This window comes from Streptomyces sp. NPDC031210, assembly GCF_055570395.1.
On sequence record NZ_JBVIHH010000003.1, the window covers coordinates 319,501 to 344,091 of the forward strand.

Annotated in this window: 11 protein-coding genes; 5 read left to right on the forward strand and 6 right to left on the reverse strand. The window is 72.1% G+C overall.

What is annotated here, in order from left to right; genetic code table 11:
• Positions 1 to 6 precede the first annotated feature (6 nt).
• From ACZ45Z_RS08615 to ACZ45Z_RS08640, 6 genes are all read right to left on the reverse strand, one after another.
• Positions 7 to 1,071: a methyltransferase gene (locus tag ACZ45Z_RS08615; RefSeq protein WP_468358201.1), complete on the reverse strand. Its 1,065-nt coding sequence runs from the start codon at positions 1,069 to 1,071 to the stop codon at positions 7 to 9.
• Positions 1,072 to 1,149: 78 nt separating this feature from the next.
• The gene (locus tag ACZ45Z_RS08620) at positions 1,150 to 2,217 is read right to left on the reverse strand and encodes a methyltransferase (RefSeq protein ID WP_468358204.1); all 1,068 of its coding nucleotides are present in this window, start codon (positions 2,215 to 2,217) and stop codon (positions 1,150 to 1,152) included.
• A gap of 66 nt (positions 2,218 to 2,283) precedes the next feature.
• Positions 2,284 to 2,619, reverse strand: a complete 336-nt coding sequence (locus ACZ45Z_RS08625; RefSeq protein ID WP_468358207.1) for a TcmI family type II polyketide cyclase — start codon at positions 2,617 to 2,619, stop codon at positions 2,284 to 2,286.
• Between the two features lie 82 nt (positions 2,620 to 2,701).
• Complete coding sequence (locus ACZ45Z_RS08630) at positions 2,702 to 4,009, reverse strand: ketosynthase chain-length factor (RefSeq protein WP_468358210.1); 1,308 nt, start codon at positions 4,007 to 4,009, stop codon at positions 2,702 to 2,704.
• A gap of 23 nt (positions 4,010 to 4,032) precedes the next feature.
• Positions 4,033 to 5,298 carry a beta-ketoacyl-[acyl-carrier-protein] synthase family protein gene (locus ACZ45Z_RS08635; RefSeq protein WP_468358213.1) on the reverse strand — a complete coding sequence of 422 codons (1,266 nt, stop codon included), beginning with the start codon at positions 5,296 to 5,298 and terminating at the stop codon, positions 4,033 to 4,035.
• The gene (locus tag ACZ45Z_RS08640; protein ID WP_468358216.1) at positions 5,295 to 5,609 is read right to left on the reverse strand and encodes a cupin domain-containing protein; all 315 of its coding nucleotides are present in this window, start codon (positions 5,607 to 5,609) and stop codon (positions 5,295 to 5,297) included. Before ACZ45Z_RS08640 ends, ACZ45Z_RS08635 begins: the two co-directional genes overlap by 4 nt.
• Positions 5,610 to 5,935: 326 nt before the next feature.
• Here ACZ45Z_RS08640 and ACZ45Z_RS08645 point away from each other — a divergent pair, with 326 nt between their 5' ends.
• From ACZ45Z_RS08645 to ACZ45Z_RS08665, 5 genes are all read left to right on the forward strand, one after another.
• The gene (locus tag ACZ45Z_RS08645; RefSeq protein WP_468358219.1) at positions 5,936 to 6,967 is read left to right on the forward strand and encodes a zinc-binding dehydrogenase; all 1,032 of its coding nucleotides are present in this window, start codon (positions 5,936 to 5,938) and stop codon (positions 6,965 to 6,967) included.
• Between the two features lie 33 nt (positions 6,968 to 7,000).
• The gene (locus ACZ45Z_RS08650; RefSeq protein ID WP_468358222.1) at positions 7,001 to 7,987 is read left to right on the forward strand and encodes a DUF6670 family protein; all 987 of its coding nucleotides are present in this window, start codon (positions 7,001 to 7,003) and stop codon (positions 7,985 to 7,987) included.
• 424 nt (positions 7,988 to 8,411) lie between these two features.
• A complete protein-coding gene (locus ACZ45Z_RS08655) occupies positions 8,412 to 12,890 on the forward strand; it encodes an acyltransferase domain-containing protein (RefSeq protein WP_468358225.1) in 4,479 nt (1,492 codons plus the stop codon).
• Position 12,891: 1 nt separating this feature from the next.
• A complete protein-coding gene (locus tag ACZ45Z_RS08660) occupies positions 12,892 to 16,167 on the forward strand; it encodes a type I polyketide synthase (protein ID WP_468358228.1) in 3,276 nt (1,091 codons plus the stop codon).
• Positions 16,164 to 24,500 carry a hybrid non-ribosomal peptide synthetase/type I polyketide synthase gene (locus ACZ45Z_RS08665; RefSeq protein ID WP_468358231.1) on the forward strand — a complete coding sequence of 2,779 codons (8,337 nt, stop codon included), beginning with the start codon at positions 16,164 to 16,166 and terminating at the stop codon, positions 24,498 to 24,500. The genes ACZ45Z_RS08660 and ACZ45Z_RS08665 overlap by 4 nt, the downstream gene beginning before the upstream one ends.
• The last annotated feature ends 91 nt before the right edge of the window (positions 24,501 to 24,591 follow it).

Consider the following 24,591-nt stretch of genomic DNA (forward strand, 5'->3'; position numbering starts at 1 on the left):
CGTCCGTTACGCCGACGCCCGGTCCGCCGTCAGGAAGACGGTGAACATGGGCGAGGGGGCGTCGTGCACGGAAGGGGTCCCGAGACCGGCTGTGGTGAGCATGGACCGGAGTTCGTCGAGGGAGTAGGTCCGACCCCGCTCCGAGATGGCGAGCATCAGCATCGCGAACACATGGGCGACGTGGTCCCTCTCGGCGTCCGTTCCGGTCGGTGTCATCTCCTGGACGACCAGCCGGCCTCCCGGCTTGAGGGCCGCGACCACGCGCCCGAGCAGGTCGGCGCACTGCTCGGGGGAGAAGTTGTGCAGCACGTTGTTGAGCAGGATCAGGTCGTATTCCCCCTGGTAGGAAACCGTGAACAGGTCACCGGCGATCTCCGAGACCCTCTCCTTGACCGCCTGGTGCTCGGCGGCGTCCCGGCGTACGCCCAGTACGCCGGGCCAGTCGAGCAGGGTCACCCGGGAGCGCGGCAGCACCGCGGCGAGGTGGCAGCCGTAGCGGCCGCTGCCCGCGCACAGGTCCAGGATCCTCAGCTCCTCGCGGCCCCGCGTCCAGGGGGCGAGCAGTTCGGCGGTATGCCGCGCGCCGCGCTCGGCGATCCAACCGCTGGCCTCGGCGAAGGACCGCCAATAGGGGTGCTCGTGGGGGTTGCCGACACCCGTGACGACGCTGCCGCCGGCGCGTACCGACTCGGCCAGGCGCCGCTCGGCCTCCCATACGAAGTCGTGCAGATGGGTGCCGGCGGTGGCGCCGAGGTAGTCGTCGCTGTCGGTGCGCAGGTAGGCGCGTGACATCGGGGTCAGCCCGTAGCCACCGCCGTCCCGTACGAGGATTCCGTCGAGCGAGGCGAGCATGTCCAGCAGGATCCGGGTGGCCCGGGGGTCCGCGCCGATCGCCTCGGCCACGGCATCGGCCTCGCGTGGGCCGGCGGAGAGGCTGTCGAAGACGCGCAGTTCGATGGCGGCGCGCAGGGCCGCGGAGCCGTGCACCCCGGCGAGGGTCCGCAGCAGCGGCAGGGGTGTCGCCGGAGCGCTCCCGGACGGCTCGTGGGCGGGGTGGTTGTCGAGCAGCACGATCGGGCCTTCCTCTGGGTCTCGGTTCGTGGCGCCGGGGGTGGTGCGAGCGGGGCCGGCGAACGGGCCACCACGCGGTCAGTGCTCGCGATCGGTGGTGGAGCGCGCGACCTCGATCAGGAACAGGCTGCTCGCCGTGGGCCTGACCTCGACGATCCGCAGGCCCGCCTGGCCGAGCAGCGCCTCGATCTGACGCCGGGTGTGTTTCCTGCCGCCCACGTTGAGAAGCAGCAGCAGGTCCATGCCGGTGGTCACCTTGGGCTCGGGGCTGTCCTCGACCAGGTTCTGCACCAGGACGGCCCGACCCGTGTCCCCCATCGCCGCGGCCACGTGGCGCAGCGTGGTCACCGTGCGCTCGTCGTCCCACTCCAGGAGGTTCTTCAGGATGTACAGGTCGCCGCCGGGCGGTACGCCGTCCAGGCAGCTTCCGCCGACGACGCGGGCACGGCCGGCGAGTTCACCGCCGTCAAGGAGCGCGGGGTCGGCTCGGGCGGTGACGGTGGGCACGTCGTACAGCACGCCGCTGAGGTCCGGGTGCCGCTCCAGCAGCGTGCGGAGCAGATGTCCCCGGCCGCCGCCGATGTCCATGACCAGCCGGACGCCCGAGAGGTCGAGTGCGTCGGCGACCATGGCGGAGGTGAACGAACTCGACTGCGTCATCGCCTTGTTGAAGAGTTCGGCGGACTCGGGGTCGTCCTCGGCCAGGTAGGCGAAGAAGTCCTTGCCGAACAGCTCCGGCACCACGGGCCGGCCCGTGTGGAGGGCCCGCGTCAGACGCGGCCAGGCCCGCCAGGTCCAGGGAGCGGTCGTCCACAGCACCTGGTAGCGGACGCTGTGCGGGTCGTCCTCGCGCAGGACGCGGGAGTACGCGGTGTGCGTGTACTGGTCCTCGGCGACCTCCTCGAAGACGCCGTGAGCCGACAGCGCCCGCAGCAGCCGGCTCAGCGCTCCGGGGTGGAGGCCGAGCCGGGCGCCGAGTTCGGTGGCGTCGACGGGTTCCTCGTCGATCGCGTCGGGGACGCGCAGTTCGACCGCGGTGGTCAGCATGGCCGAGACCCACAGGCCCATCGCCAGTTCCTTGACGCGGGCGGCGGTGGCCAACTCGGGTGCGTAGGCGGGCTTCACACTGGACTGGGTGAGCGCCACGGTGTTTCCCTTCGGTAGGGGGCGGGTGCCGCGGTGGGGGCGGGGGCGGTCTCCGGGCCGGACGGCTCAGTCACCGTGCTGCCAGTGGTAGAACTGGCGCGCGGAGGCTTCCCGCACGCTTCCCCAGGCGCCGTTGTACGGGGTGACATGCTCGTCCATGGCCGCGCTGATCGACCTGAACAGGGGGTTGTCGTGCTGCGGGGTGAGCGTCCGGGGCAGCGGGGCTTCCGTCCGTACGAGGTGGAAGTACAGGTCGTGGAAGGTGAACAGGCGCCGTTCCCGGACCCCGACGAGCTCGGGCAGTTCGGTGGCGTCCGACTCGGCGAAGATCTTGCCGATCGCTTCCTCACGCTGCGCTGTGTCCCCCGGCCTCAGGCGGGCGACGATGAGAGTGGTGGTCACGAGGGCTCCTTGGTTGTTTGTGCCCGGCGGACCGGTGAGCGGTCCGGAAGGCCGCGGTAGTCCGCGAGGGTGTGGGGGATGGTCATCGGACGTGTTCGTCTCCGGCGGGGACGCGCCGGGGTGCGCGCAGTACCAGGGCCGAGTTCATGCCGCCGTGTCCGCGGGCGATCACGAGAGCCGTGCGCACCGGTGTCGGCCGGGGATCGCCCACGACCAGATCGAGGTGAAGCTCGGGGTCCGGCACGATCGCGCGCGCGGACGGCGGCACGACGCCGTCCCGGATGGCCAGCAGCGCCGTCGCCACGTCCAGCGCCGCCCCGCCGTACAGCCGCCCGGTCAGGCTCTTGGGCGCGGTGACGGGCACGCCGTGCGGGCCGAAGACCTCGGTGAGCACGTCGGCCTCGGCACGGTCGAGGGCGGGCAGGCCGGCCGCGTCCGCGAAGACCACGTCGATCTCCTCGGGCGCCGTCGCCGCGTCGGACAGGGCGCCCCACACGGCGCGGCGGAGGGTGGGGGCGCGGCCGGAGCCGGGCGGCGGGTCGAAGGTCGCGGCGTGCCCGGCGATCTCGCCGTACCTCTGCGGCGCGCCCCGGCGCTCGGCGCTCGGCCCGTCCTCCACGATCAGCATCGCCCCGCCCTCCGCGGGCAGATGGCCGCAGGCGCGGGTGTCGAAGGGCAGGTAGGCGCTCTCCGGGTCCCGGACCGTGCTCAGCCTGCCCGTCGTCATGTGGGCGACCAAGCCGTAGGGGCACAGCGACGCGTCGGTACCGCCGCTCACCACCATCCGGGTGCCGTCCCGCAGAACCCGGCGGGCGTGCGCCAGCGCGTCCAGCGCACCGGCCTGTTCCGCCACCACGACCCCGCACGGGCCGCGCATCCCGTGGCGCACGGAAAGCTGCCCGGTGGTGGCGGCGTAGAACCAGGCGATGGACTGGTAGGCGCCCACATGGCGGGGTCCGCGCGACCACAGCGCCTCGATCTCCCGCTGGCCGAACTCGGTGCCACCGGAGGACGAGGAGGTGACGACGGCCAGCTCGTACGTGTCGTAGCCGGTCCGCTCGGCCACCGTGCCCGGCTCGTCCGCGGCCGGTCCCGGGAACGCGATCGGGTCGTCCGCCGTGGCCGCGCGCGGGTGACCGGCTCCGGCGTCGGCGAGCGCGAACTCGGTTGCCGTCAGGGCCATATGGGTCCACCGGTCGGTCTGTACGGCGAGGCGTCCGGGCACGTTCCTCTCGGCGGAGAAATCCCGCACCTCGCCCGCCAGTGTCACCGGGTACCGGGAGGCGTCGAAGCGAGTGATCGGGGCGATGCCGGTCCGCGCGCACAGGAGCGCCTTCCAGTACTCCTCGGTGCCGATGCCGTTGGGGGCGATCACTCCGATGCCCGTCACGACGGCGGGCCCCCTCCCCTCGCTCACCGGGTCCGTCCCGGGCGGGCGAGCAGCAGCGCGGTCTGGAAGCCGCCGAATCCGCTGCCCACCGACAGCGCCACGTCCATGGCGTGGTCGCGGGCGACGAGCGGCACGTAGTCCAGGTCGCACTCGGGGTCCGGGACACGCAGGTTCGCGGTGGGCGGCACCACTTGGTGTTCCAGAGCCAGGACGCTGGCGACCGCCTCGATCGCCCCGATGGCGCCGAGCGAGTGACCGATCATCGACTTGATGGAGCTGACCGGGACCTCGTAGGCCCGCTCACCCAGGCTGCGTTTGTACGCGGCCGTCTCGTGCCGGTCGTTCTGCCGGGTTCCCGACCCGTGCGCGTTGATGTAGCCGACGTCCGCCGGGTCGAGCCGGGCCCGCTCCAGGGCCACCCTGATCGCCTCGGCCATCTCCCGGCCGTCCGGCTTGAGACCGGTCATGTGGAAGGCGTTGGCGCGTCCGGCGAACCCGGCGATCTCGGCGTACACGTACGCTCCACGGGCCGCCGCGTGGTCGCGTTCCTCAAGGACCATCACGGCCGCGCCCTCCCCGAGGACGAAGCCGTCGCGCCGGGCGTCGAAGGGGCGGGATGCGGCGGCGGGGTCGTCGTTGCAGGCGGAGGTCGCCTTGATGGCGTCGAAGCACGCGGAGGTGATGGGCGAGATCGGTGCGTCGGTGGCACCGGCGAGAACAATGTCGGCGCTGCCCTCGGCGACAAGCTGCATGCCGTAGCCGATGGCGTCCAGGCCCGAGGTGCAGCCGTTGGAGATGAGGTTCACCGGGCCCTCGGCGCCGCAGGCCCAGGCCGTCTCCACAGCCAGCGTGCTCGGAACCATGTACCCGTACAGGTGCGGAACGGCGTACGCGGCGTCCACCAGACGCAGACGCCCGCCGTCGCTCAGGACGACGTACTCTTCCTCCAGTGCCGTGGTGCATCCGACCGCGCTGCCCAGGCTGACGCCGAGGCGGTCGTGCCGCAGCCGCGCGAACTCGGCACCGCTGTCGGCCATCGCCTCCCGCGCGGCCACCACCGCGAACTGCGCCGCGCGGTCCATCCGACGGATCTCCTGCGGTGTGAGCCCCGCGGCCACCGGGTCGAAGTCGCACTCGGCGGCGATCTGCGAGCGGAACCCGGTCGGGTCGAACAGGGTGATCCGCCGGGTGACCGTGCGCCCCTCGGTGAGCAACTGCCAGAAAGCCTTGATCCCGAGGCCACCGGGCGCGACGACGCCGAGCCCGGTGACCACCACACAGCGGTTCACCGGACCGGCTCCGTCGAGGCCGTGGGCGTTGCCGTCGGCTGCGGGGAGATCTCCACCTCCTGCCGGCCCCGGGCCCCGCCGTCGTTCGGGGTCCCGGTGTCCACGTGCCCGGGGTCCGGGCGCGGGGCGGGCGGCGCGTACGGGTGGTGGTACTCCACGCGGTACTCACCGGGCTCGATGGGGGCCATGATCGAGAAACGCCAGGGGGACCCGACCGTCCGGGGACTCAGGAGGATCCTCAGCTTCCCGCCTCGGCGGTGGTCGGGTGCGGCGTCGGCGAGTGGGGCGGCGGCGTGGGGTGGGTGGCCCATGATCCTCCTCGGCGGCCTCCTTCGGCCGTGCCGGATGCAGCCTGGGAATATGCGATGAATATGCGATCGGTACATGTGTGCTGCAAATCCTGTCGATGTAACCCTGTGTCACTTGATGGGCCTAACCGCCGGACGGTGCCGGAGAGCGCACACCGCGGACAGGACACACTGCGCACGAGGTCGTTGAGCTTGTCGCCCCTTACGTGTATTGGTTGCGCAGTGCGCTCCACCTCTCGGGTCCTGATCACCTGGCGTTACCGTGGCCGTAACCGCATCCGAGGAGCAGCCGGGCGGACTGCCTGTCACCGAGGAGAAGGGGCTGTGCCATGACCCGGCCGCCGTGCCCGGAGAGGAACCGGGAGATCTGCGTGGCCCGGACGCTCACCACGGGCTCCCTCACACCCGGCCATTTCGCGCTGCGGGAGCGAAAGCTGGCTCCGCCCCGGGCGGGCGAGGTGCTCGTACGCCACGACTACCTGCAACTCTGGGCCGTCATGAGGGATTTGATGACCCCGGATCCCGTCCTGCCGATGCCGCCCTACGAGGTCGGCGCGCGCCTGTGGGGCCCGGGCATCGGGACCGTCGTGGACTCCCGGAGCCCTGATGTGTCGCCCGGTGACGTGGTCTTCACACTCGCCGGATGGGCCGAGTACTCGGTGGGCCCGGCAGAGCGGTACACGAAGCTCGACACCACGCTCTACCTCCGACCGGAGAACTTCCTCACGCAGGGACCGACCGCTTACCACGGCATGGTCGACATCGCCCGGGTGGGCGAGGGCGATGTGGTCTTCGTGTCCGGCGCCGCGGGGGCGGTCGGCTCACTGGCCGGACAGATCGCCAAGTGCCGCGGTGCGCGTCGCGTGATCGGCAGCACCGGCAGCAAGGAGAAGATCGAGTACCTCGTCGACGAGCTGGGCTACGACGCCGCCTTCGACTACCACGACGGGCCGGTGGCCGACCGTCTGCGGGAACTGGCCCCGACGGGGATCGACGTCTTCTTCGACAACGTCGGCGGCGAACAGTTCGAAGCCGCCGTCCAGGTCGCCGCGCCGCACGCCCGATTCGCCCTGTGCGGCGCCCTGTCCGGTCAACTGGGCCCCGCCCAGGGCTCCTTCCCCAAGCTCGACCTGCTCACCGCGATCGTGAAGCAGATCAACCTGCGGCCGTTCGCCACCCACCACGTTCCCGAACAGTTGGCTGCCTGGTACGCGGCCTCCAGCCGGTGGCTGCGGGAGAGGAAGCTCGTGCTGTCCCAAACGATCGTCGAAGGAGGGCTCGCGGCCGCTCCCGGCGTTCTGATCGGGTTGCTCGACGGCAGGTATCGGGGAAATGTCTGCGTGCGGCTCCACGAGGCGTGAGGCCGGACGGTGTTCCGCAGGGTGCAGGACTGGATGAACCCGCCGAGCCGGCTGACCGACGAGCGGTTCGACGTCGAGGCTCCGCTGGCCGCGCCGAGCGGGCCGTACCGGACCGCGCACCACGGCATCGTGATTCCCGAACTACCCGATCCCCTGCGGTTCCTCAGTGTGATCACGATGTTCGGCCGGTCCTCGCTCCGCTCGCGCGGGAACCGGCCGGCGCCCACCGGCGCGCGGAGGACGGCCACCGTGTTCGTCGGCACGGCAGCCCCGCAAGCGCGGCACTGCGCCGACCACAGCATCGCGGCGAGTGAACCGAACACCGGCGACACGGTGTTCCGGTTCGGCGACGACATCGCTCTCACCGGCTCCTACCCGGGGTTCCGGCTGGCCTGCGACCTGCCCGGGCTGGCCGTCGACCTGACCGTCACCACCACCGACACGGTGACCACCTTCGCGGCGATGCGGGGCGGCCTCTACGACCACCAGTCCGTGTTGTGCCAGTACCACGGCACCGTGGCCCACCGACGCACGGAGCGCGAGGTGAGCGGGCTGTGTGTCCTGGAATACGCCCGGGGCAAGGGTGCCGGACTGTCGTTCCGCTGGTTCACCTACCACGTCATCAACATCGACGAGCGCACCCAGGTGCTGTTCACCGAAGCCCTCGGGCCCGCCGGATTCCCGCTGACCCGAGCCTGCTACGTCCGCAGACTCGGCGAGCCGAGTCGCACCTACCGCACCGGCTTCACCTTCACCCCGACCTGGCCCGGCCCGTCGCACACCGGCCGTGGAGGGCCGCCGCAGCGGTTGCCCGCCGCGTTCCGCGTCGCGGTCAGCGACGAGGACCGCACCGAGGTCTTCCGTATCGCCGCGACCACCCGCGACGACTGGGTCCCCGGCCCGGTGGGCGGCTACGCCGGCAGCTATCACTACGAGGGCAGGCTCTACGGCAAGCCCGTGTCCGGCGTGGGTTACGGCGAGTACCTGAGTCGGGCCGGCGGGGGCTCGGGCGCCGCCTGAGCGGGCCGGTGGCGGACGTATTCCCGACGGCGCCAGGCGCGCAGGCGCCCACCGTGCGGGCGTACGCCAGGCGTACGGTCAAAGAGGGACCGAAGTGCCGGGCGTGGCACGGCGGTTGAGCGGGTCACCAGCGGACCGTGGGGTGCCGGGTGGGAACCGCCGGCCCGTCGTCCGAGGAGCGTTGCGGGGGCGCCCGAGGGGGCGGAGGGTGAATTCCGTTTGAGTTCGGGCAGGCCAGGGCGCTAAACGGAATCCGGGCTCGCACCTTACGCGATACCTTCCCCGCGGTGTTCGAATCCGGTAGGAGGTCGTCCGCATGAAGCGCCTTCCCCAACCGTGCCGCGGTTAACCGATTTTCCCCTACGGGGGCGTCGGCACCGTGCTACATTCCCTCCCGTTGAGGGATTGATTCGCGCCAACCGAAATGCATGGGGGATGCAATGATCGGTTTCCAGGAGCGACGCCTGTGAGCGGAAAACCGGAGGACAGCAGTCCCGAACTCCGCTCACCCACCGGATTACGCAACTGGATCCGCGAGCGCTTGGCCGTTCTGCTCGACCGGCCGGCCGGTGACATTCGTGACGGCGAGACGTTTTCGCGTTATGGAGTCGATTCCTTACGGGCGACTCAATTGGCCGCGGGGCTGTCGGAAGCACTGGGCAGACGCGTATCCGCGGCGCTCCTGTGGGCGTATCCGTCGATCGATGAACTCTCGGCGCATCTCCTCGGTGAGCCCCAGGAGAAGCCGGTCCGGGGGACGTCAAGCCGTGGGGGGCCCGGCGGGGCGAGGGGCGTCGACCGCGAACCGATCGCGGTCATCGGCCTGGCCTGCCGCTTCCCGCAGGCCGACGGTCCGGAGGAATTCTGGGAGCTGTTGACGACGGGGACGGACGCGGTCGGCACCGTCCCCCCGGGCCGGTGGGATCCCGCGGATTTCGTCGATCCCGATCCGGCCGTCTCCGCCAAGATGCTGACCGATCAGGCCGGGTACCTCCGAGGAAAACTCGACGAGTTCGATCCACTCTTCTTTGAGATATCGCCGCGTGAGGCGGCAGAGATGGATCCCCAGCAACGGCTCTTCCTGGAAGTCGCCTGGGAAGCCCTGGAAAACGCCGGAGTCGCCAATGAATCCCTGGCGGGAAGTCGCACCGGGGTCTTCGCCGGAGTGATCTGGCACGACTATTCTGATCTCGCCGCACCGGAACTCCACGGCGTCGTCCAGCATTCGGCCACCGGGCGCGCGCTCAATATGGTGGCGAATCGGCTTTCCTACGTCTTGGGGCTGCGCGGACCGAGTGTCGCCGTCGACACCGCCTGCTCGGCCTCGCTCTACGCACTCCACCTGGCCTGTCAGAGCCTGTGGCTGGGCGAGTCCTCCATGGCTCTCGCCGGTGGCGTGAACCTCCTGCTCAGCCCGGGGACGAGCGTGGCCCTCACCAAGTTCGGCGGGCTGTCGCCGGACGGCCGCTGCAAGTCCTTCGACGCGCGTGCGGACGGCTACGGCCGGGGTGAGGGCTGCGGCGTCGTCGTCCTCAAACCGCTCTCGCGGGCGCTGGCCGACGGCGACGACATCTGGTGCACGATCCCGGGCAGCGCCGCGAACAACGACGGCCTCAGCAACGGCCTGACGGCCCCCAACCCCCTCGCCCAGGAAGAGGTCCTCAGGGACGCCTACCGGCGCGCGGGCGTCGCGCCCGGTGACGTGCACCTCGTGGAGACCCACGGCACGGGCACCGCACTCGGTGACCCCATCGAGGCGGCGGCCCTGTCCGCCGTCCTGTCCGAGGGCCGGCCGGCCGGAACGCCTCTGGTGCTGGGGGCGGTGAAGACCAACATCGGGCATCTCGAAGGCGCGGCGGGGATCGCCGGGTTCATCAAGACGGCGCTCGCCCTGCGCCACCGCCAGATCCCGCGGAACGTCCACTTCGAACGCCCCAATCCGCAGATCGACTTCGAGGAGCTGGGCCTGCGCGTGCCGCGGGCGCTGGAGCCCTGGCCCGAGGACCGTCCGCCGCTCGCGGGGGTCAGCTCCTTCGGGTGGGGTGGCACCAACGTCCATGTGGTGGTGGAGGGGTGGCAGGACCCCCCGCCGCTGCCCGCGCCCGCGCTCCCCCGGTCCGCCGGTGCCGCATCGTCCGGAACCGTCTTCGTCTGCTCGCCGCACGGACAGCAGTGGGCCGGAATGGGCCGGCGGATGTTCCGTACGGAGCCGGTCTTCCGCGCCGCCGTCGAGCGCTGCGACGCCGAACTCGCCCCCCTGACGGGCTGGTCGGTGGTCGACGCGCTGTTCGCGGACGAGGATCCGGACCGTCTGGACCAGGTGGATGTCGCACAGCCCATGGTCTTCGCCGTCCAGCTCGGCATCGCCGCCTGGCTCGAAGCGGCGGGGGTCCGCCCCGACGCCGTCGTGGGGACGTGTTTCTCGGAGATCACCGCCGCGGTGATCTCCGGAATCCTCAGCGTGCGTGACGGTGCCCGGCTCGTCCACCACTACAGCCTCGCCCAGCGGCGCGTCGCGGGCACCGGCGGCGGGATGGCTCTGGTGGAGCTGTCCCCCGCCGAGCTCGGGGAGTTCACGACCGGGGCCCGCGGCCTGGTCGTCGCCGGTGCGTACGGGCCGCGGTCGACCGCGCTCGCCGGGGACACCGGGGCGCTCCGGGCGGCTCTCGCCGAGCTGAAGGGGCGAGGGGTGCTGTGCGGCATGGTGCGCATCGACGCGGCCGTGCACAGTCCGGCGATGGATCCGGTGCTGGCGCGACTGGAGCGGGACGCGGCCGGGGTCTCGCCGCGGCCGGGCCGCGTTCCGATGGTCTCCGCCGTAACCGGCGCCCCGGTGGAGTGGAGCGAGATCGGATCCGGCTACTTCGCGCGCAGCCTGCGTGAGCCGGTGCTGCTGACCGACGCCGTGGACCACCTCGCGTCCCGGTCGTACGACGTCTTCGTGGAGATCAGCGCCCACCCGGTGCTGGTCGCCGCGCTGGGCCAGAGCGTCACGGCTATCGGCACGATGCGGCGCGGGCCGGACGACCGCTCCGGACTCGTCGACGCCCTGCGGGAGTTGGCCGAGGCGGGCGTGCCCGTCGCGGTCCCGGCGGACCATGAGCCCACGACCGAGCTCTTCACGCTCTCCGCCAGGTCTCCCGAGGCGCTGCGCGCACTCGCGGACCGTACCGCCCGCCACATCGCCGCGGCCGCGCTGCGCGACCTCGCGCACACCGCCGCGCGGCGGGCCCACCACCCCTACCGGCTGTCGGCTGTGGCCCACAGCACGAAGGAGCTCACCGCCGCGCTGAGCGGTTACGCGCGCGGCGAGGAGCCCGCCGGACTGCACGCCGCGCCCTCCGCCGTCCTCGACCCGCCCAAGATCGCCTTCGTCTTCCCGGGACAGGGCTCGCAGTGGATCGGCATGGGCCGGGAACTCCTGTGCACCGAGGCGGAGTTCCACGCGGCGCTGAGGGAGTGCGACGCCGCCGTACGGGCGTACGCCGGCTGGTCCGTCCTGGACGAGCTCCAGGCCGAGGAGGGCGCCTCGCGGCTCGGTCGCATCGATGTGGTGCAGCCGCTGCTCTTCTCGGTCGAGGTCGCGCTGGCCGCGCTGTGGCGGTCGTGGGGCGTCCGGCCGGACGCGGTCATCGGCCACAGCATGGGAGAGGTCGCGGCGGCGCACGTCGCCGGAGCGCTGCGCCTGGAAGACGCCGTACGGATCATCTGCGGGCGCAGCGCGCTGCTGCGCCGGGTCAGCGGGCAGGGCGCGATGCTCGCCGCCGAACTCACCCTGACGGAAGCGCTGCACGCCATCGAGGGCTTCGAGGAGTCGGTGGCCGTGGCGGTGAACAACAGCCCGCGCTCCACGGTCCTGTCCGGGGACCGAGGGGCGCTCGACGAGATCTCCCGCCGGCTCGACCGCGAGGGCGTGTTCCGGCGGTGGGTGAAGGTCGATGTGGCCTCGCACAGCCCGCAGATGGACCCGCTGCGGGAGGATCTGCTCGCCACGCTCCGGGGCATCGCCCCGCGCGTCGGCAGCGTGCCGCTCTACTCCACCGTGACCGGAGAGGCCCTGTCCGGCGACGGCCTCGATGAGACGTACTGGACACGCAATCTGCGCGATCCGGTGCTGTTCTCGCAGCAGATCCAGCGGCTGCTCCACGACGGTGTGGGCGCCTTCGTGGAGATGAGTCCGCACCCGGTCCTGGTGCCGGCCGTCGACCAGGTCATCGCGCACACCGGCCGCACGGGTCCGGTAGCCCTCCCCTCGCTCCGCCGGAACGAGCCGGAGCGCGGCGCGCTGCTCGAATCCCTGGGCCGGCTGCACGTCCTGGGCTGCCCGGTGGACGTGGGGCGCGCGAACGGCCCGGGGCGGCACGGTGCCCGGCTGCCCGCCTATCCCTGGCAGCGGGAGCGGTACTGGCCGGACCACATCGTCTTCGGATCGCCACCGCCACCGCCCTCCGGACGCGCCGAGAGCGCCGCGGAGTCGTACGGCACCGCGTACGCCGACGGTCCGGTCGGCCCGGCGCCGGCCGAGGAGTCGACCGAGGACCGGGTGCGCAAGCATGTGGCGCAGGTGGCGAAGATCGGCGCCGCGCGCGTCGAGAAGGACCGGCCCTTGCGCTCGCTCGGCATCGACTCGGTCATGTCGCTCGAACTGCGCAACCGGCTGGAGCGGGAATTCGGGCTACGGCTGTCCGCGACGGTCATCTGGAATCACCCGACCGTGGGCGAACTGGCCGTATTCCTCGACCGCAAGGCCGGAATTGCGCCGGCGGAACCGGGACCGGAGCCCGCGGACACCGGTACGGCGGCATCCGTCGCGGGAGGCGAACCCGCCGACGAGTATCTGAGCCCCGAAGAACTCCTCGACCGCGAACTCGCCGAACTCAACGAACGCTTGGAGACCCTCTGAGATGAGCACTTCACGCGAGCTGGGCGCGGCGACACAGGACCCGCGCCTCGCCAAGGCCCTCACGGCCGTCAAGGCGCTGCGGGCCAAAGTGGAAACGCTGGAGAACGCCAGGCGTGAACCGCTCGCGGTCGTCGGCATCGGCTGCCGGCTGCCGGGCGCGGTCACCTCGGCCGCCTCCTTCTGGCGGATGCTGGAAGAGGGCGTCGACGGGATATGCGAAGTCCCGGCGTCACGCTGGGACATGGACGCCTACTACGACCCCGACCCCGCGGTTCCCGGAAAGACGGCCGTGCGCCACGCCGGTTTCATCGACGGGGTCGACGCGTTCGACCCGTACTTCTTCGGTATTTCGCCCCGCGAGGCGGAGCGCATGGATCCGCAGCAGCGGCTCTTCCTCGAAGTGGCCTGGGAATCGCTGGAAGACGCGGGAATGACGCGGGAGAGGCTGCGGGGCAGCGCCACCGGCGTGTTCGTGGGAACGAACTGCTCCGACTACCTCCAGCTCCAGTTGGCCGACCCGGCCGATATCGACACCTACACGATCCTGGGTGGCCTCTCCTTCGGCATTCCCAACCGGCTCTCCTATCTGCTCGATCTGCGCGGGCCGAGCATGGCCATCGACACCGCCTGCTCCTCCTCGCTCGTCGCCGTGCACACGGCCTGCCAGAGCCTGCGCGCCAACGAATGCACGACGGCCGTGGTCGGCGGAATGAACCTCATCCTCTCGCCGCACGCGATGGTGGCGCACACCAAGGGACTGCCGATCGCCGCCGACGGCCGGTGCAAGACCTTCGACGCCCGCGCGGACGGCTATGTCCGCGGCGAGGGCGTCAGCGCGATCGTCCTCAAGCGGCTCTCCGACGCGGTCGCGGCCGGGGACCGCGTCTGGGCCGTCATCCGCGGCTCGGCGGTCAACCAGGACGGCCTGACCAACGGTCTCGCCGCGCCCAACGGCCGGTCCCAGCGCTCCGTCATCGAGCAGGCCCTGGACAACGCCCGGCTCGACCCCTCCCAGATCACCCTGCTCGAAGCGCACGGCACCGGCACCGAGCTGGGGGATCCGATCGAGGTCGAGGCACTGGACGAGGTCTATGGCCGCAGGAGCGGCGAGGACGACGCCTGTGCGCTGGGCTCGGTCAAGACGAACGTGGGCCATGTCGAGGCGGGCGCGGGAATCGTAGGACTGATCAAGACGGCGCTGTCCCTGCACCACCGCAGGATCGCGCCGAACCTGCACTTCGACACCGTCAACCCGCACATCTCGCTCGACGACAGCCGCCTGTACGTCCCCACGGCACCGCGCGACTGGGACGTGCCCGACGAGCGATGTCATGGCGCGGTGAGTTCCTTCGGAGCAGGCGGCACCAACGCACACGTCATTCTGGGCCGCGCCCCGGCCGACCGGCCCGCGGCCGACGACGACACCGGCAGCCCGGGCACGTACCTCCTCCCCCTCTCGGCCCGCACCCCCCAGGCTCTCGCCCCCATGGCCACGGCCTACCGCGACTACCTGCGGTCGCCGGAGGGACAGGCCGCGTCACTGCGGGACATCGCCTGGTCGGCGGCCCACCGCAGGACCCACCACGAGCACCGGTGCGCCGTGGTGGCCGCATCCCACGAGGAGGCGGCCGAGCAGCTCACGGAGTGGATCGAGGGCCGCGGCGGTACGGGTGTGGTGACCGGCACCGCCTCGGCCGCCCTCGACCGGGGCGTGGTGTTCGTCTTCCCGGGCCAGGGCTCGCAACGGGCCGGTATGGGGCAGGAGTTGATGGCGGCGTGCCCGGTCTTCCGGGAGGCCGTCACCGAGGTCGACGAGGCCATGCGGCAGTGGACCGGCCGGTCCGTCATCGAGGAGATCCACCGTCTCGGGAACGAGGACGCCGAACTGCGGGGGATCGACCTGATCCAGCCCGCGCTGTTCGCGATCGGCGTGGGCCTGGCGGCCCGCTGGCGTGCCCTGGGCATCGAACCGGACGCCGTCATCGGCCACAGCATGGGCGAGGTCGCCGCGGCGTATGTCGCGGGCGCGCTGAGCCTTCCGGACGCGACGCGGATCATCTGCCGGCGCAGCGCGCTGCTGCGCCGGGTCAGCGGCCGCGGCTCGATGCTGGTGGTCGCCCTGCCGAGGGAGGAAGCCGAGGCGCTCCTGGGCAGCCGCCGCGACCGGGTGTCGGTGGCGGTCTGCAACAGCCCGATCTCCACGGTGCTCTCGGGGGATCCGGACGCGCTGACCGAGATCGCCGGCGAGCTGCGGGAGCGCAATGTCTTCTGCCGTCCGGTGAAGGTGGATGTCGCCTCGCACAGCCCGCAGATGGACCCGCTGCACGAGGATCTGCTCGCCGAGCTGTCCGGGATCGCGCCACGGCCGTCGGCCGTTCCCATCCTGTCGACCGTGACCGGTGAGCTCTGCGACGGGTCGGGCTTCGACGCCGGCTACTGGGCGCGCAACCTGCGGGAGCCCGTTCTCTTCTGGGACGGGATCAGCACGCTCCTCGACCGTGGGCACGGCGTCTTCGCGGAGATGAGCCCGCACCCCATCCTGTTGTCCGCCGTCGAGCAGGGGCTCGAACTCGCCGAGCGGGACGGCCTGTTGCTGCCCTCGATGCGGCGCGGTGAGGCGGAGACACGGGCGATGGCGGAGTCCTTGGGCGCCCTGCACGTGAACGGGTTCCCCGTGCCCACCGACGCGGTGTTCCCCTCCCAGGGGCGTGCGGTCACCCTGCCCTCCTACGCCTGGCAGCGGGAGCGGTTCTGGTTCCGCAGCGCGGGCCGGCCCGTCCCGGCGCAGGCCGCTCCCCCGGCCCTGGCGGGCACGCCACCGCCCGAACCACCGGGGCGGACCGCCACCGGGACGACCGAGCACGGCCGGGCCGGCGTCTTCGAGCTGGTGCTCGGCGCGGTCAGCGAGGTGCTGCGTATCGACCGCGGCCGTGTCGATCCCGGCAACGGCTTCTTCCAGATGGGGATGGACTCCCTGCTCGCCACCCAGGTACGGCGGCGGATCGAGGCGGGGCTGGGGCGCAAACTGCCCGCCACGCTCATGTTCGAACACCCCACCGTCAGCGGTCTGGCCGACCATCTCGCGGGGCTCGCCGAGCCCGTCGCGGAGCATGGGCCGGTCGCGGAACATCAGCCCGTCACGGAGCATCGGCCGGTCGGGGAACAGGCTCGACACGAGTCACGGCAGGACGACGCGGCGCCGGTCGAGGGGCTCTCCGAGGACGAGCTGCTGGCGGTGCTCGCCGACGAGGTGCGCGCAGCGGGGAGTACGCGATGACCACGATCATTTCACCGGACGCGGCGGCCGGCGGGACGGCGGACAGCGGTCCCGGCGGCACCGACCGCAACGCCCTGCTCGTCCAGAGCATCCAGGAGATCCGCCGGCTCCGCGCCAAGGTCGAAGCCGACGCACAGGCGAAGAGCGAGCCCATCGCCATCGTCGGCATGGCCTGCCGGATGCCGGGGGGCGCCGACGGCCCGGAGGCGTTCTGGGAGTTCCTGCGCGGCGGCGGGGACGGCATATCCGAGGTCCCCGACTCCCGTTGGGACACCGGTCGCTTCTACGACCCGGCCCCCGACGCCCCCGGGAAGACCTACACCCGGCGGGCGGGCCTGCTCGCGGACGTGGACCGCTTCGACGCCTCCTTCTTCGGGATCGCCCCGCGCGAGGCGGCCACCCTCGATCCGCAGCAGCGCCTGCTGCTGGAGACCGGCTGGGAGGCGCTGGAGCACGCCGGTCAGCGGCCCGACGGCCTCGCGGGCAGCGCCACCGGGGTGTTCCTCGGGGTCACCAACAACGACTACGGCCAGTTGCAGATGCAGCAGGTGGATCCGGCCAAGCTGGAGGCGTACACGCTGACCAGCAACGCCTCGACGTTCGCGGCGGGCCGCCTGTCCTACTGGCTCGGGCTGCGCGGCCCCAGTCTGTCGGTCGACACCGCCTGCTCGTCCTCCCTGGTCGGGGTCCACCTGGCCTGTCAGAGCCTGCGTTCGGGCGAATCGTCGATGGCGCTGGCGGGCGGGGTGAACGTCCTGCTCTCGCCCGAGTGGTTCGTGGTGCTGTCCAAGGCCCGGATGCTGGCACCCGACGGCCGCTGCAAGACGTTCGACGCCGCCGCCGACGGCTATGTGCGCGGTGAGGGCTGCGGGATGGTCGTCCTCAAGCGGCTGTCGGACGCGGTGGCCTCCGGCGACCGCGTCTGGGCGGTGATCCGGGGTTCGGCGGTGAACCAGGACGGCCGCAGCAGCGGTGTCACGGTGCCCAACGCGAGCGCCCAGAAGGACGTCATCCGGCGGGCGTTGGCCGCGTCCCGCGTGCCGGCCGACCGGATCGGCTATGTCGAGGCGCACGGGACCGGGACCCCGCTGGGCGACCCCATCGAGATGCGGGCCCTGCACTCCGCGCTCGGCGACCGGGCGGGCGGGCAGCCGGTGCTGGTCGGGTCGGTGAAGACCAATGTCGGGCACCTCGAACCGGCCGCCGGCATCGCGGGGCTCATCAAGGTCGCGCTGTCCCTGCACCACAAGGAGATCCCGCCGCATCTGCACCTGAGCGAGGTCAACCCCGAGATTCCGCTGGCGGAGCTGGGCCTGCGGATTCCCACGAGCGTGACGCCGTGGCCCGCCGGGCAGGACGGTCCGCGCGCGGGGTCGGTCAGCTCCTTCGGGGCGAGCGGCACGAACGCGCATGTCGTACTGGAGGAGGCCCCCGCGGCCGCCCCCTTCGACGAGGCGGCCGGGCCGGACCGTACGGCCCGGGTGCTGGCGCTCTCGGCGAAGACCCCGGAGGCGCTCGCGGCTCTCGCGGAGCGCTACCGCGACCACCTGACCGAATTGGCCGAGCCGTCCGAGTCCGATCCGTCCGATCCGTCGGAGCCGTCGGGGTCCGCGGACGATCCCGCCGGGAGCACCCTCGCCGACGTGTGCTTCACGGCCAACACCGGCCGGGCGCGCCTGCCGTACCGCCTGACGGTCAGCGGCACGTCGGCCGCTGAGCTGCGCGAGCGACTGGCGGGCGCCGCCGCCGACTCCGCCGCCACCGCCTCGGTGCACCGGGGGTACGTACCGGCCGGCAGCCACCACCAGCCGGTGTTCCTCTTCACCGGTCAGGGCGCTCAATACCCGGGCATGGCACGCGAGTTGAGCGAGACCGAGCCGGTCTTCCGGGCCGCCCTGGACCGGTGCGACGAGGTGCTGCGGCCCCTGCTCGGCCGCCCGCTGCGGTCGCTGCTCGACCCGCGCCCCGAGGACGCCGAGCTGATCCACGAGACCCGCTACACCCAACCGGCGCTGTTCGCCGTCGAGTTCGCGCTCGCGGAGCTGTGGCGCTCGTGGGGCGTCACCCCGGCGGCGGTCCTCGGGCACAGCGTCGGCGAGCTGGTCGCGGCCACCGTCGCGGGCGTGCTGAGCCCCGAGGACGGGCTGCGGCTGGCCGCCTGTCGCGGGCAGTTGATGCACGAGCTGAGCGAGTCCGGTGCCATGGCGGCGGTCTTCGCCGACGAGGAGCGGGTGCGGCAGCTCATGGCGCCGTACGAGAACGAGGCGTCGATCGCGGCCGTGAACGGCCCGGACAGCGTCGTCGTCTCGGGCGCGGCGGACACGGTGCGCAAGCTGTGCGAGACCCTGGCCGGCCAGGGCATCCGCACCAAGGAGATGACCACGGGACGCGCCTTCCACTCCCCCCTCATGGACCCCGTGCTCGACGCCTTCGAGTCCAGGGCCGCCACGCTCACGTACGGTCCCGCGACGATTCCCCTGATCTCCAACCTCAAGGGGGCGGTCCTGCTCGGCGAGGGCGTCTACGACGCGGCCTATCTGCGCGCCCACATCCGGCAGCCCGTGGACTTCCTCTCGGGCATGCGGACGCTGTACGAGCGCGGCCACCGCACGTTTGTGGAGGTGGGTCCGAGCCCGACCCTGGTGGGGATGGCGAAGCGGTTCGCGCCGCAGGACGAGGAGACCGTGTTCCTGCCGTCGCTGCGGCCCCGGCACGGCGACGGTCAGGTGCTGGCCGACAGCCTCGGCGGGCTCTTCGCCGCGGGGGTGGACGTGGACTGGGACGCCTACGACCGCGGGCGCGGCCGTCGGCGCACCACCGTGCCCGGCTACCCCTTCCAGCGCACCCGCCACTGGTTCGAACCGAGCCCCGCGCCGGTCCTGCCCGCGCCCCGATCGGCGCAGAGCGGTGCGCCGGCGACGATCCTCGGCCGCCGGGTGCCGTCCCCGCTCGATGTGATCCAGTACGAGTCCCGGCTGAGCTCCGCGGAGCACCGCTGCCTGGGCGACTGCGTCGTCGACGGTCTGCCCGTCGTCAACATCGGTGTCTACCTGGAGGCCGTCTTCGCGGCCGTACAGGACCTGGAGGGCCCCGGCCCGGTGACGGTCGAGGACTGTCTGGTCCTGCAGAGCCTGGTCCTCGACCAGGGCGAGACCAGGAACGCGCAGTTGCTCGTGGAGCCGCGCGGCGAGGGGCGGCACTCCTTCGGCTACCACGCCGAGCACCGGGACGAGACCGGCACCCATTGGCTGCAGCACGCCCGCGGCACCGCCTTCCCCGGCGTGGCCTCGCCGCCCGGCCCGGTGGACACCGCCGCGATCGGGGCACGGCTCGGCCATGAGACGACCGGCGAGGAGTTCTACCACCGGATGTGGCAGCGCCGGGTCTATCTGGGCACGTCCGCCCAGTGGGTGGAGCACGTCCGGCACGATCCGGGCGAGGCGCTGGCTCGTATGCGGGCCCCGCGTCCCGGGGAGTGCGAGCCTTATCTGCTGCACCCCGGGCTCGCCGACGCGATGTTCCAGACCCTCTTCTCCTGTCTGCCCGAACAGACGCCGCCCGACGCGGTGTTCATGCTGGTGGGCCTGGACCGGTTTGTGCTGCACGACTACGACCGGACCCGGCCGCTGCTGTGCCACGCGACGCTCCTGCCGTCCTCCGACCCCGCGTCCGCCCTGGCCGCGACCGTACGGCTGCTGGCCGAGGACGGGCGCCCGGTGGCCGAGGCGGAGGGCGTGTACCTCAAGCGGGCGGAGCGGTCGCGGCTGCTCCCGGCGCCTGTCCGGCCGTCGGGCGGATCCGCGCCCACGGCCCGTCCGAAGGCCGCGCCCACGGCCGTACGGGCGGCGCGGCCGGCAGCGTCCGCCGCTCCCGAATCCGTACGGGCCGTGCTGACCCGGATCGTGGCCGGGGCGCTGGGTGCCGACCCCGCCGGCCTCGACCTCCACGAGCCGCTGCCGAATCTGGGGCTGGACTCGCTCATGGCCCTGGAGGTCAAGGACGCGCTGTCCAAGGAGCTCGGCATCGCCCTGCCGCTGGTGGCGTTCCTCGAGGGACGCAGCCTGACGGAGCTGGGCGACGAGGTGCTCGCCCAGCGCGGCGAGCCGGTCTCGGGGCCCGATGACGGGGCGGCCGAGGAGGGGAACGGGGCCACGTGCGGCTCCGGGACCTCGCTTCCGGTGCTCGTCGGCGATGAGGCGGGCCGCTACGAGCCCTTCCCGCTCACCGACCTCCAGCAGGCGTATCTGGTCGGACGGACCAGCGCCTTCGAACTCGGCGCGATCTCCACGTACTTCTTCCTCGAAGTCGATGTCGAGGTCGATGTGGACCGGCTCGCCACCGCGCTGCGGGCCCTGATCGCCCGTCACGACATGCTCCGGGCGGTCGTCAGCCCGGACGGCTCCCAGCGGGTGCTCAAGGAGGTGCCGGACTACGAGCTGCGCACCGTGGACCTGCGGGAGTGCCCGGTGGCCGAGCGGGAGCGGCGTCTCCTCGAGATCCATCAGGAGATGAAGGAGCAGGTTTTCGACACGACGGTCTGGCCGCTCTTCGACATCCGGGTGACGCATGTCGATGAGCGCCGCACCCGCCTGCACATCGGACTCGACGCCCTGATCATCGACGCCTGGAGCACCTCGCTGCTGTTCGAGGAGTGGGCGACGGTGTACCGCGAGGGGATCGAGGCGCTGCCCGAACCGACCGTCAGCTACCGGGACTACGTCCTGACGGCCCGGTCGATCGAGGGAACGGCGCTGCACCAGGCGTCGCTGGACTACTGGCAGGGCCGGATCGCCACGCTGCCCCCGGCTCCGGAGCTGCCGCTGGCCAAGAATCCGGCCACCCTCGCCCGTCCCGAGTTCGTGCGCCGTTCCGTGCGGCTCGGCGCCGAGGAGTGGTCACGGTTCAAGCGGCGTGCGGCGGCCGCGGGCGTCACTCCGTCGGCCGCGCTGTGCACGGCCTACTCCCAGACCCTGGCGTCCTGGAGCAAGTCGAGCCACTTCACGCTCAATGTGCTGTTCTTCAACCGGCTGCCGCTGCACCCCGACGTCGGCAAGGTCGTCGGCAACTTCAGCGCCACCACGCTGCTGGAGGTGGGCGGCGCGGCGGGCGAGGCGTTCGCGGTGCGCGCCGAGCGCGTCCAGAAGCAGCTCTGGACCGACCTGGAACACAGTCATGTCTCCGGTGTCGAGGTGCTGCGGCAGATCAACCGCTCGCGGGGCACGGCGGCCATGGCCACGATGCCGGTGGTCTTCGCGAGCATGGTCAACTTCGCCTCGGGCCAGGACGCGGCCGCCTCCGGGCTGGCCCAGCACCTGGTCGGGCTCGGGGAGTCGGGCGAGGAGGTCACCAGCTCCATCCGTACGCCCCAGGTGTGGCTGGATCACCAGGTCGTCGAGGACGCGGGCGCGCTGGTCGTCAACTGGGACGTCATCGAGGAGATCTTCCCCGACGGGATGATCGACGCGATGTTCGCGGCGTACGTCGAGGTGCTGCGCGAGCTGTGCACCGACGAGGCGGCGTGGCAGCGGCCGGCCGCCGCGCTGGCGCCGGCCGCCGATCTGGCGGTGCGGGAGGCGGCCAACGCCACGGCCGGCCCGCTCCCCGAGGGGCTGCTGCACGAGCCGTTCGTCGCCCGCGCCGCGAGCGCCCCGGACGCCCCGGCCGTCATCACGTCGGAGCGGGTGCTCAGTTATGGCGAGCTGGACCGGCGGTCGAACGTCGTCGACCGGTGGCTGCGCGCCCGCGGGGTGCGGCCCGGGGACCTGGTCGGCGTCGTCATGGACAAGGGCTGGGAGCAGCCGGTGGCGGTCCTCGGGGTGCTCAAGGCGGGGGCGGCGTACGTCCCGATCGACGCGGCGGTGCCGGCGGAACGGCTGCGGCAGCTCCTGGACATCGCCGAGATCTCCGTGGTCGTGACCCAGTCGTGGGTCGAGACCGCCACCGACTGGCCGACGGAGACCGTCCGGCTGAGCGTGGACGGTCCGGACGCCGAGGCCGCGGACGGGGACGAGGCCGGGGAGCCGCTGCCCACGCCCGCCGTGGGACCGGGGGATCTGGCGTATGTCATCTTCACCTCGGGGTCGACGGGGCAGCCCAAGGGCGTGGTGATCGAACACGGCGCCGCCCACAACACGATCCGTGACGTCAACGACAGCTACGGCATCACCGCCGACGACCGGGTCCTCGCCCTCTCGGCGCTCAACTTCGACCTGTCGGTGTACGACGTCTTCGGGCTGCTGGCCGTCGGCGGCGCGCTCGTGCTGCCCGAGGCCGGGGCCCACCGCGAGCCGGCCCGCTGGGCGGAACTCGTCGCCGAGCACGGCGTGACGGTGTGGAACAGCGTGCCCACGCTGATGGAGATGTTCACCGAACACGCCCTGGCGGCCGGGCTCGGTGAACTCCTGCCGCTGCGCGTCGTCATGATGAGTGGCGACTGGATACCGGTGACGCTCCCGGACCGTATCCGGGCGCTGGTGCCCGACGCCGAGATCTGGAGCCTGGGCGGGGCCACGGAAGCGTCGATCTGGTCGATCCACCACCCGATCGGGGACGTCGATCCGTCGTGGACGTCCATCCCGTACGGCAAGCCGATGCGCAACCAGCGCTTCCATGTGCTCAACGACGCGATGCAGCCCTGCCCCGTCTGGGTGCCGGGAGCGCTCTACATCGCGGGCGCCGGTCTCGCCCGCGGCTATCTCGGGGACGAGACGAAGACCCGGGCGAGCTTCCTGCGTCATCCGATGACCGGCGAACGGCTCTACCGCACCGGTGACCTGGGGCGTTATCTCCCGGACGGGACCATCGAGTTCCTCGGCCGCGAGGACTTCCAGGTCAAGGTCAACGGCTACCGCATCGAGCTGGGCGAGGTGGAGGCCGCGCTGCTGCGCAGGCCCGAGGTGCGTGTGGCGGTCGCGGCGGCCGTGGGCGAACGGCACGCGGCCAAGCAGCTCGTCGCCTATGTGGTGCTGGAGGACGAGCCCGGTGCCGATCACGCCGCTTCCGACGATGCCGCCGCCGCGGCCCTGTTGGAGGAGGCGCTGCGGGGCGAACTGCCCGGCTATCTCCTGCCCCACCGGATCGTGATCCTCGGCTCGTTGCCGCTGAGCTCCAACGGCAAGGTCGACCGGTCGGCGCTGCCCGCCCCCGACGCCGCGGCGCGGCCGGAAGCGGGAGTCGTCCTGCCACGGGACGCGGCGGAGGAGCAACTCGCCGAGATCTGGGGCGAGTTCTTCGAGGAGCGGCCCGTCGGTGTCACCGCGAGCTTCTTCGACCTCGGCGGCAACTCGCTGCTCGCCGTCCGGCTGATGAGCCGGATCCAGAGCCGTACGGGCCGTGCGCTGCCGCTGTCGACCCTGTTCGCCCGCCCGACCATCGAGCTGCTGGCCGAGACCCTGCGGGAGTCCGGCGACGCGACGGGCGACCGGCGCACCGCGCTGGTGCCGATCCGCACGGAGGGCACGGCCACCCCGCTGGTGTTCGTCCATCCGGTCGGCGGCGATGTGCTGTGCTACTCCGAACTCGCCGCCCTGCTCGGCCCGGAGCAGCCGTTCTACGGCATCCAGGAGCCGGACCTCGACGAGCGGCCGACGACCGTGCCGGAGATGGCCGCGCACTACGCCGAGGCGATCACCGCACGGTTCCCGGACGGCCCGTACCGGATCGGTGGCTGGTCGATGGGTGGTGTCCTCGCGCTGGAGATCGCGCGGCTGCTGACCGAGGCCGGGCGGAACGTCGAACTGCTCGCGCTGGTCGATCTGCTGGAGCCGCCGGGTGAGGCGGCGCCGGGCGGAGCGGCACCCGAGGAGGTGGACGGCGCGGCGCTCCTGGCGTGGTTCGCCCGTGACCTCGCCGGCCTGGCGGGGGCGGACTGGCACCCGGATCCGGAGCTGTTCCGGGCGGCGGACGGCACGTCCTCCATCGCGGCGCTGCACGACCGGGCCCGCCGCGAGGGCGTACTGCCGCATGACATCGATCTCGCCACGCTGGAGCGGATCGTCGAGCGCTTCTCGCGCAACTCCCGTGCGCTGATCGCCCACACGCCGTCGGCCTACCCGCCGTTCGCCGGGCGGGTCCGGCTCTACCGCGCCAAGGACGGCGGCGCCACGGCCGAGACCGCGGCGGCCTGGGCGGCTCTGCTCCCCGGTGGCTGCGAGGTCGTCGAGGTGCCGGGCGACCACTACAGCGCGATGGCGCAGCCGCATCTGTCCGAGCTGGCGGGCGCGTTGCGCACGGCACTCGACGACCTCGGCGAAAACGGCGCGGTCGACCGGGCGACGAACCCGATCGACGGGGCCGATGGGGCCGACGGACCGGTCTCGAGGGAGAGGAGGTGATCACCGGACCCGACACGACGCCTTGAACGGCCTCTCATTCCTGCCGGCAAACACCTGCACACCACACATCCCTACACCGAACACCCCTTAC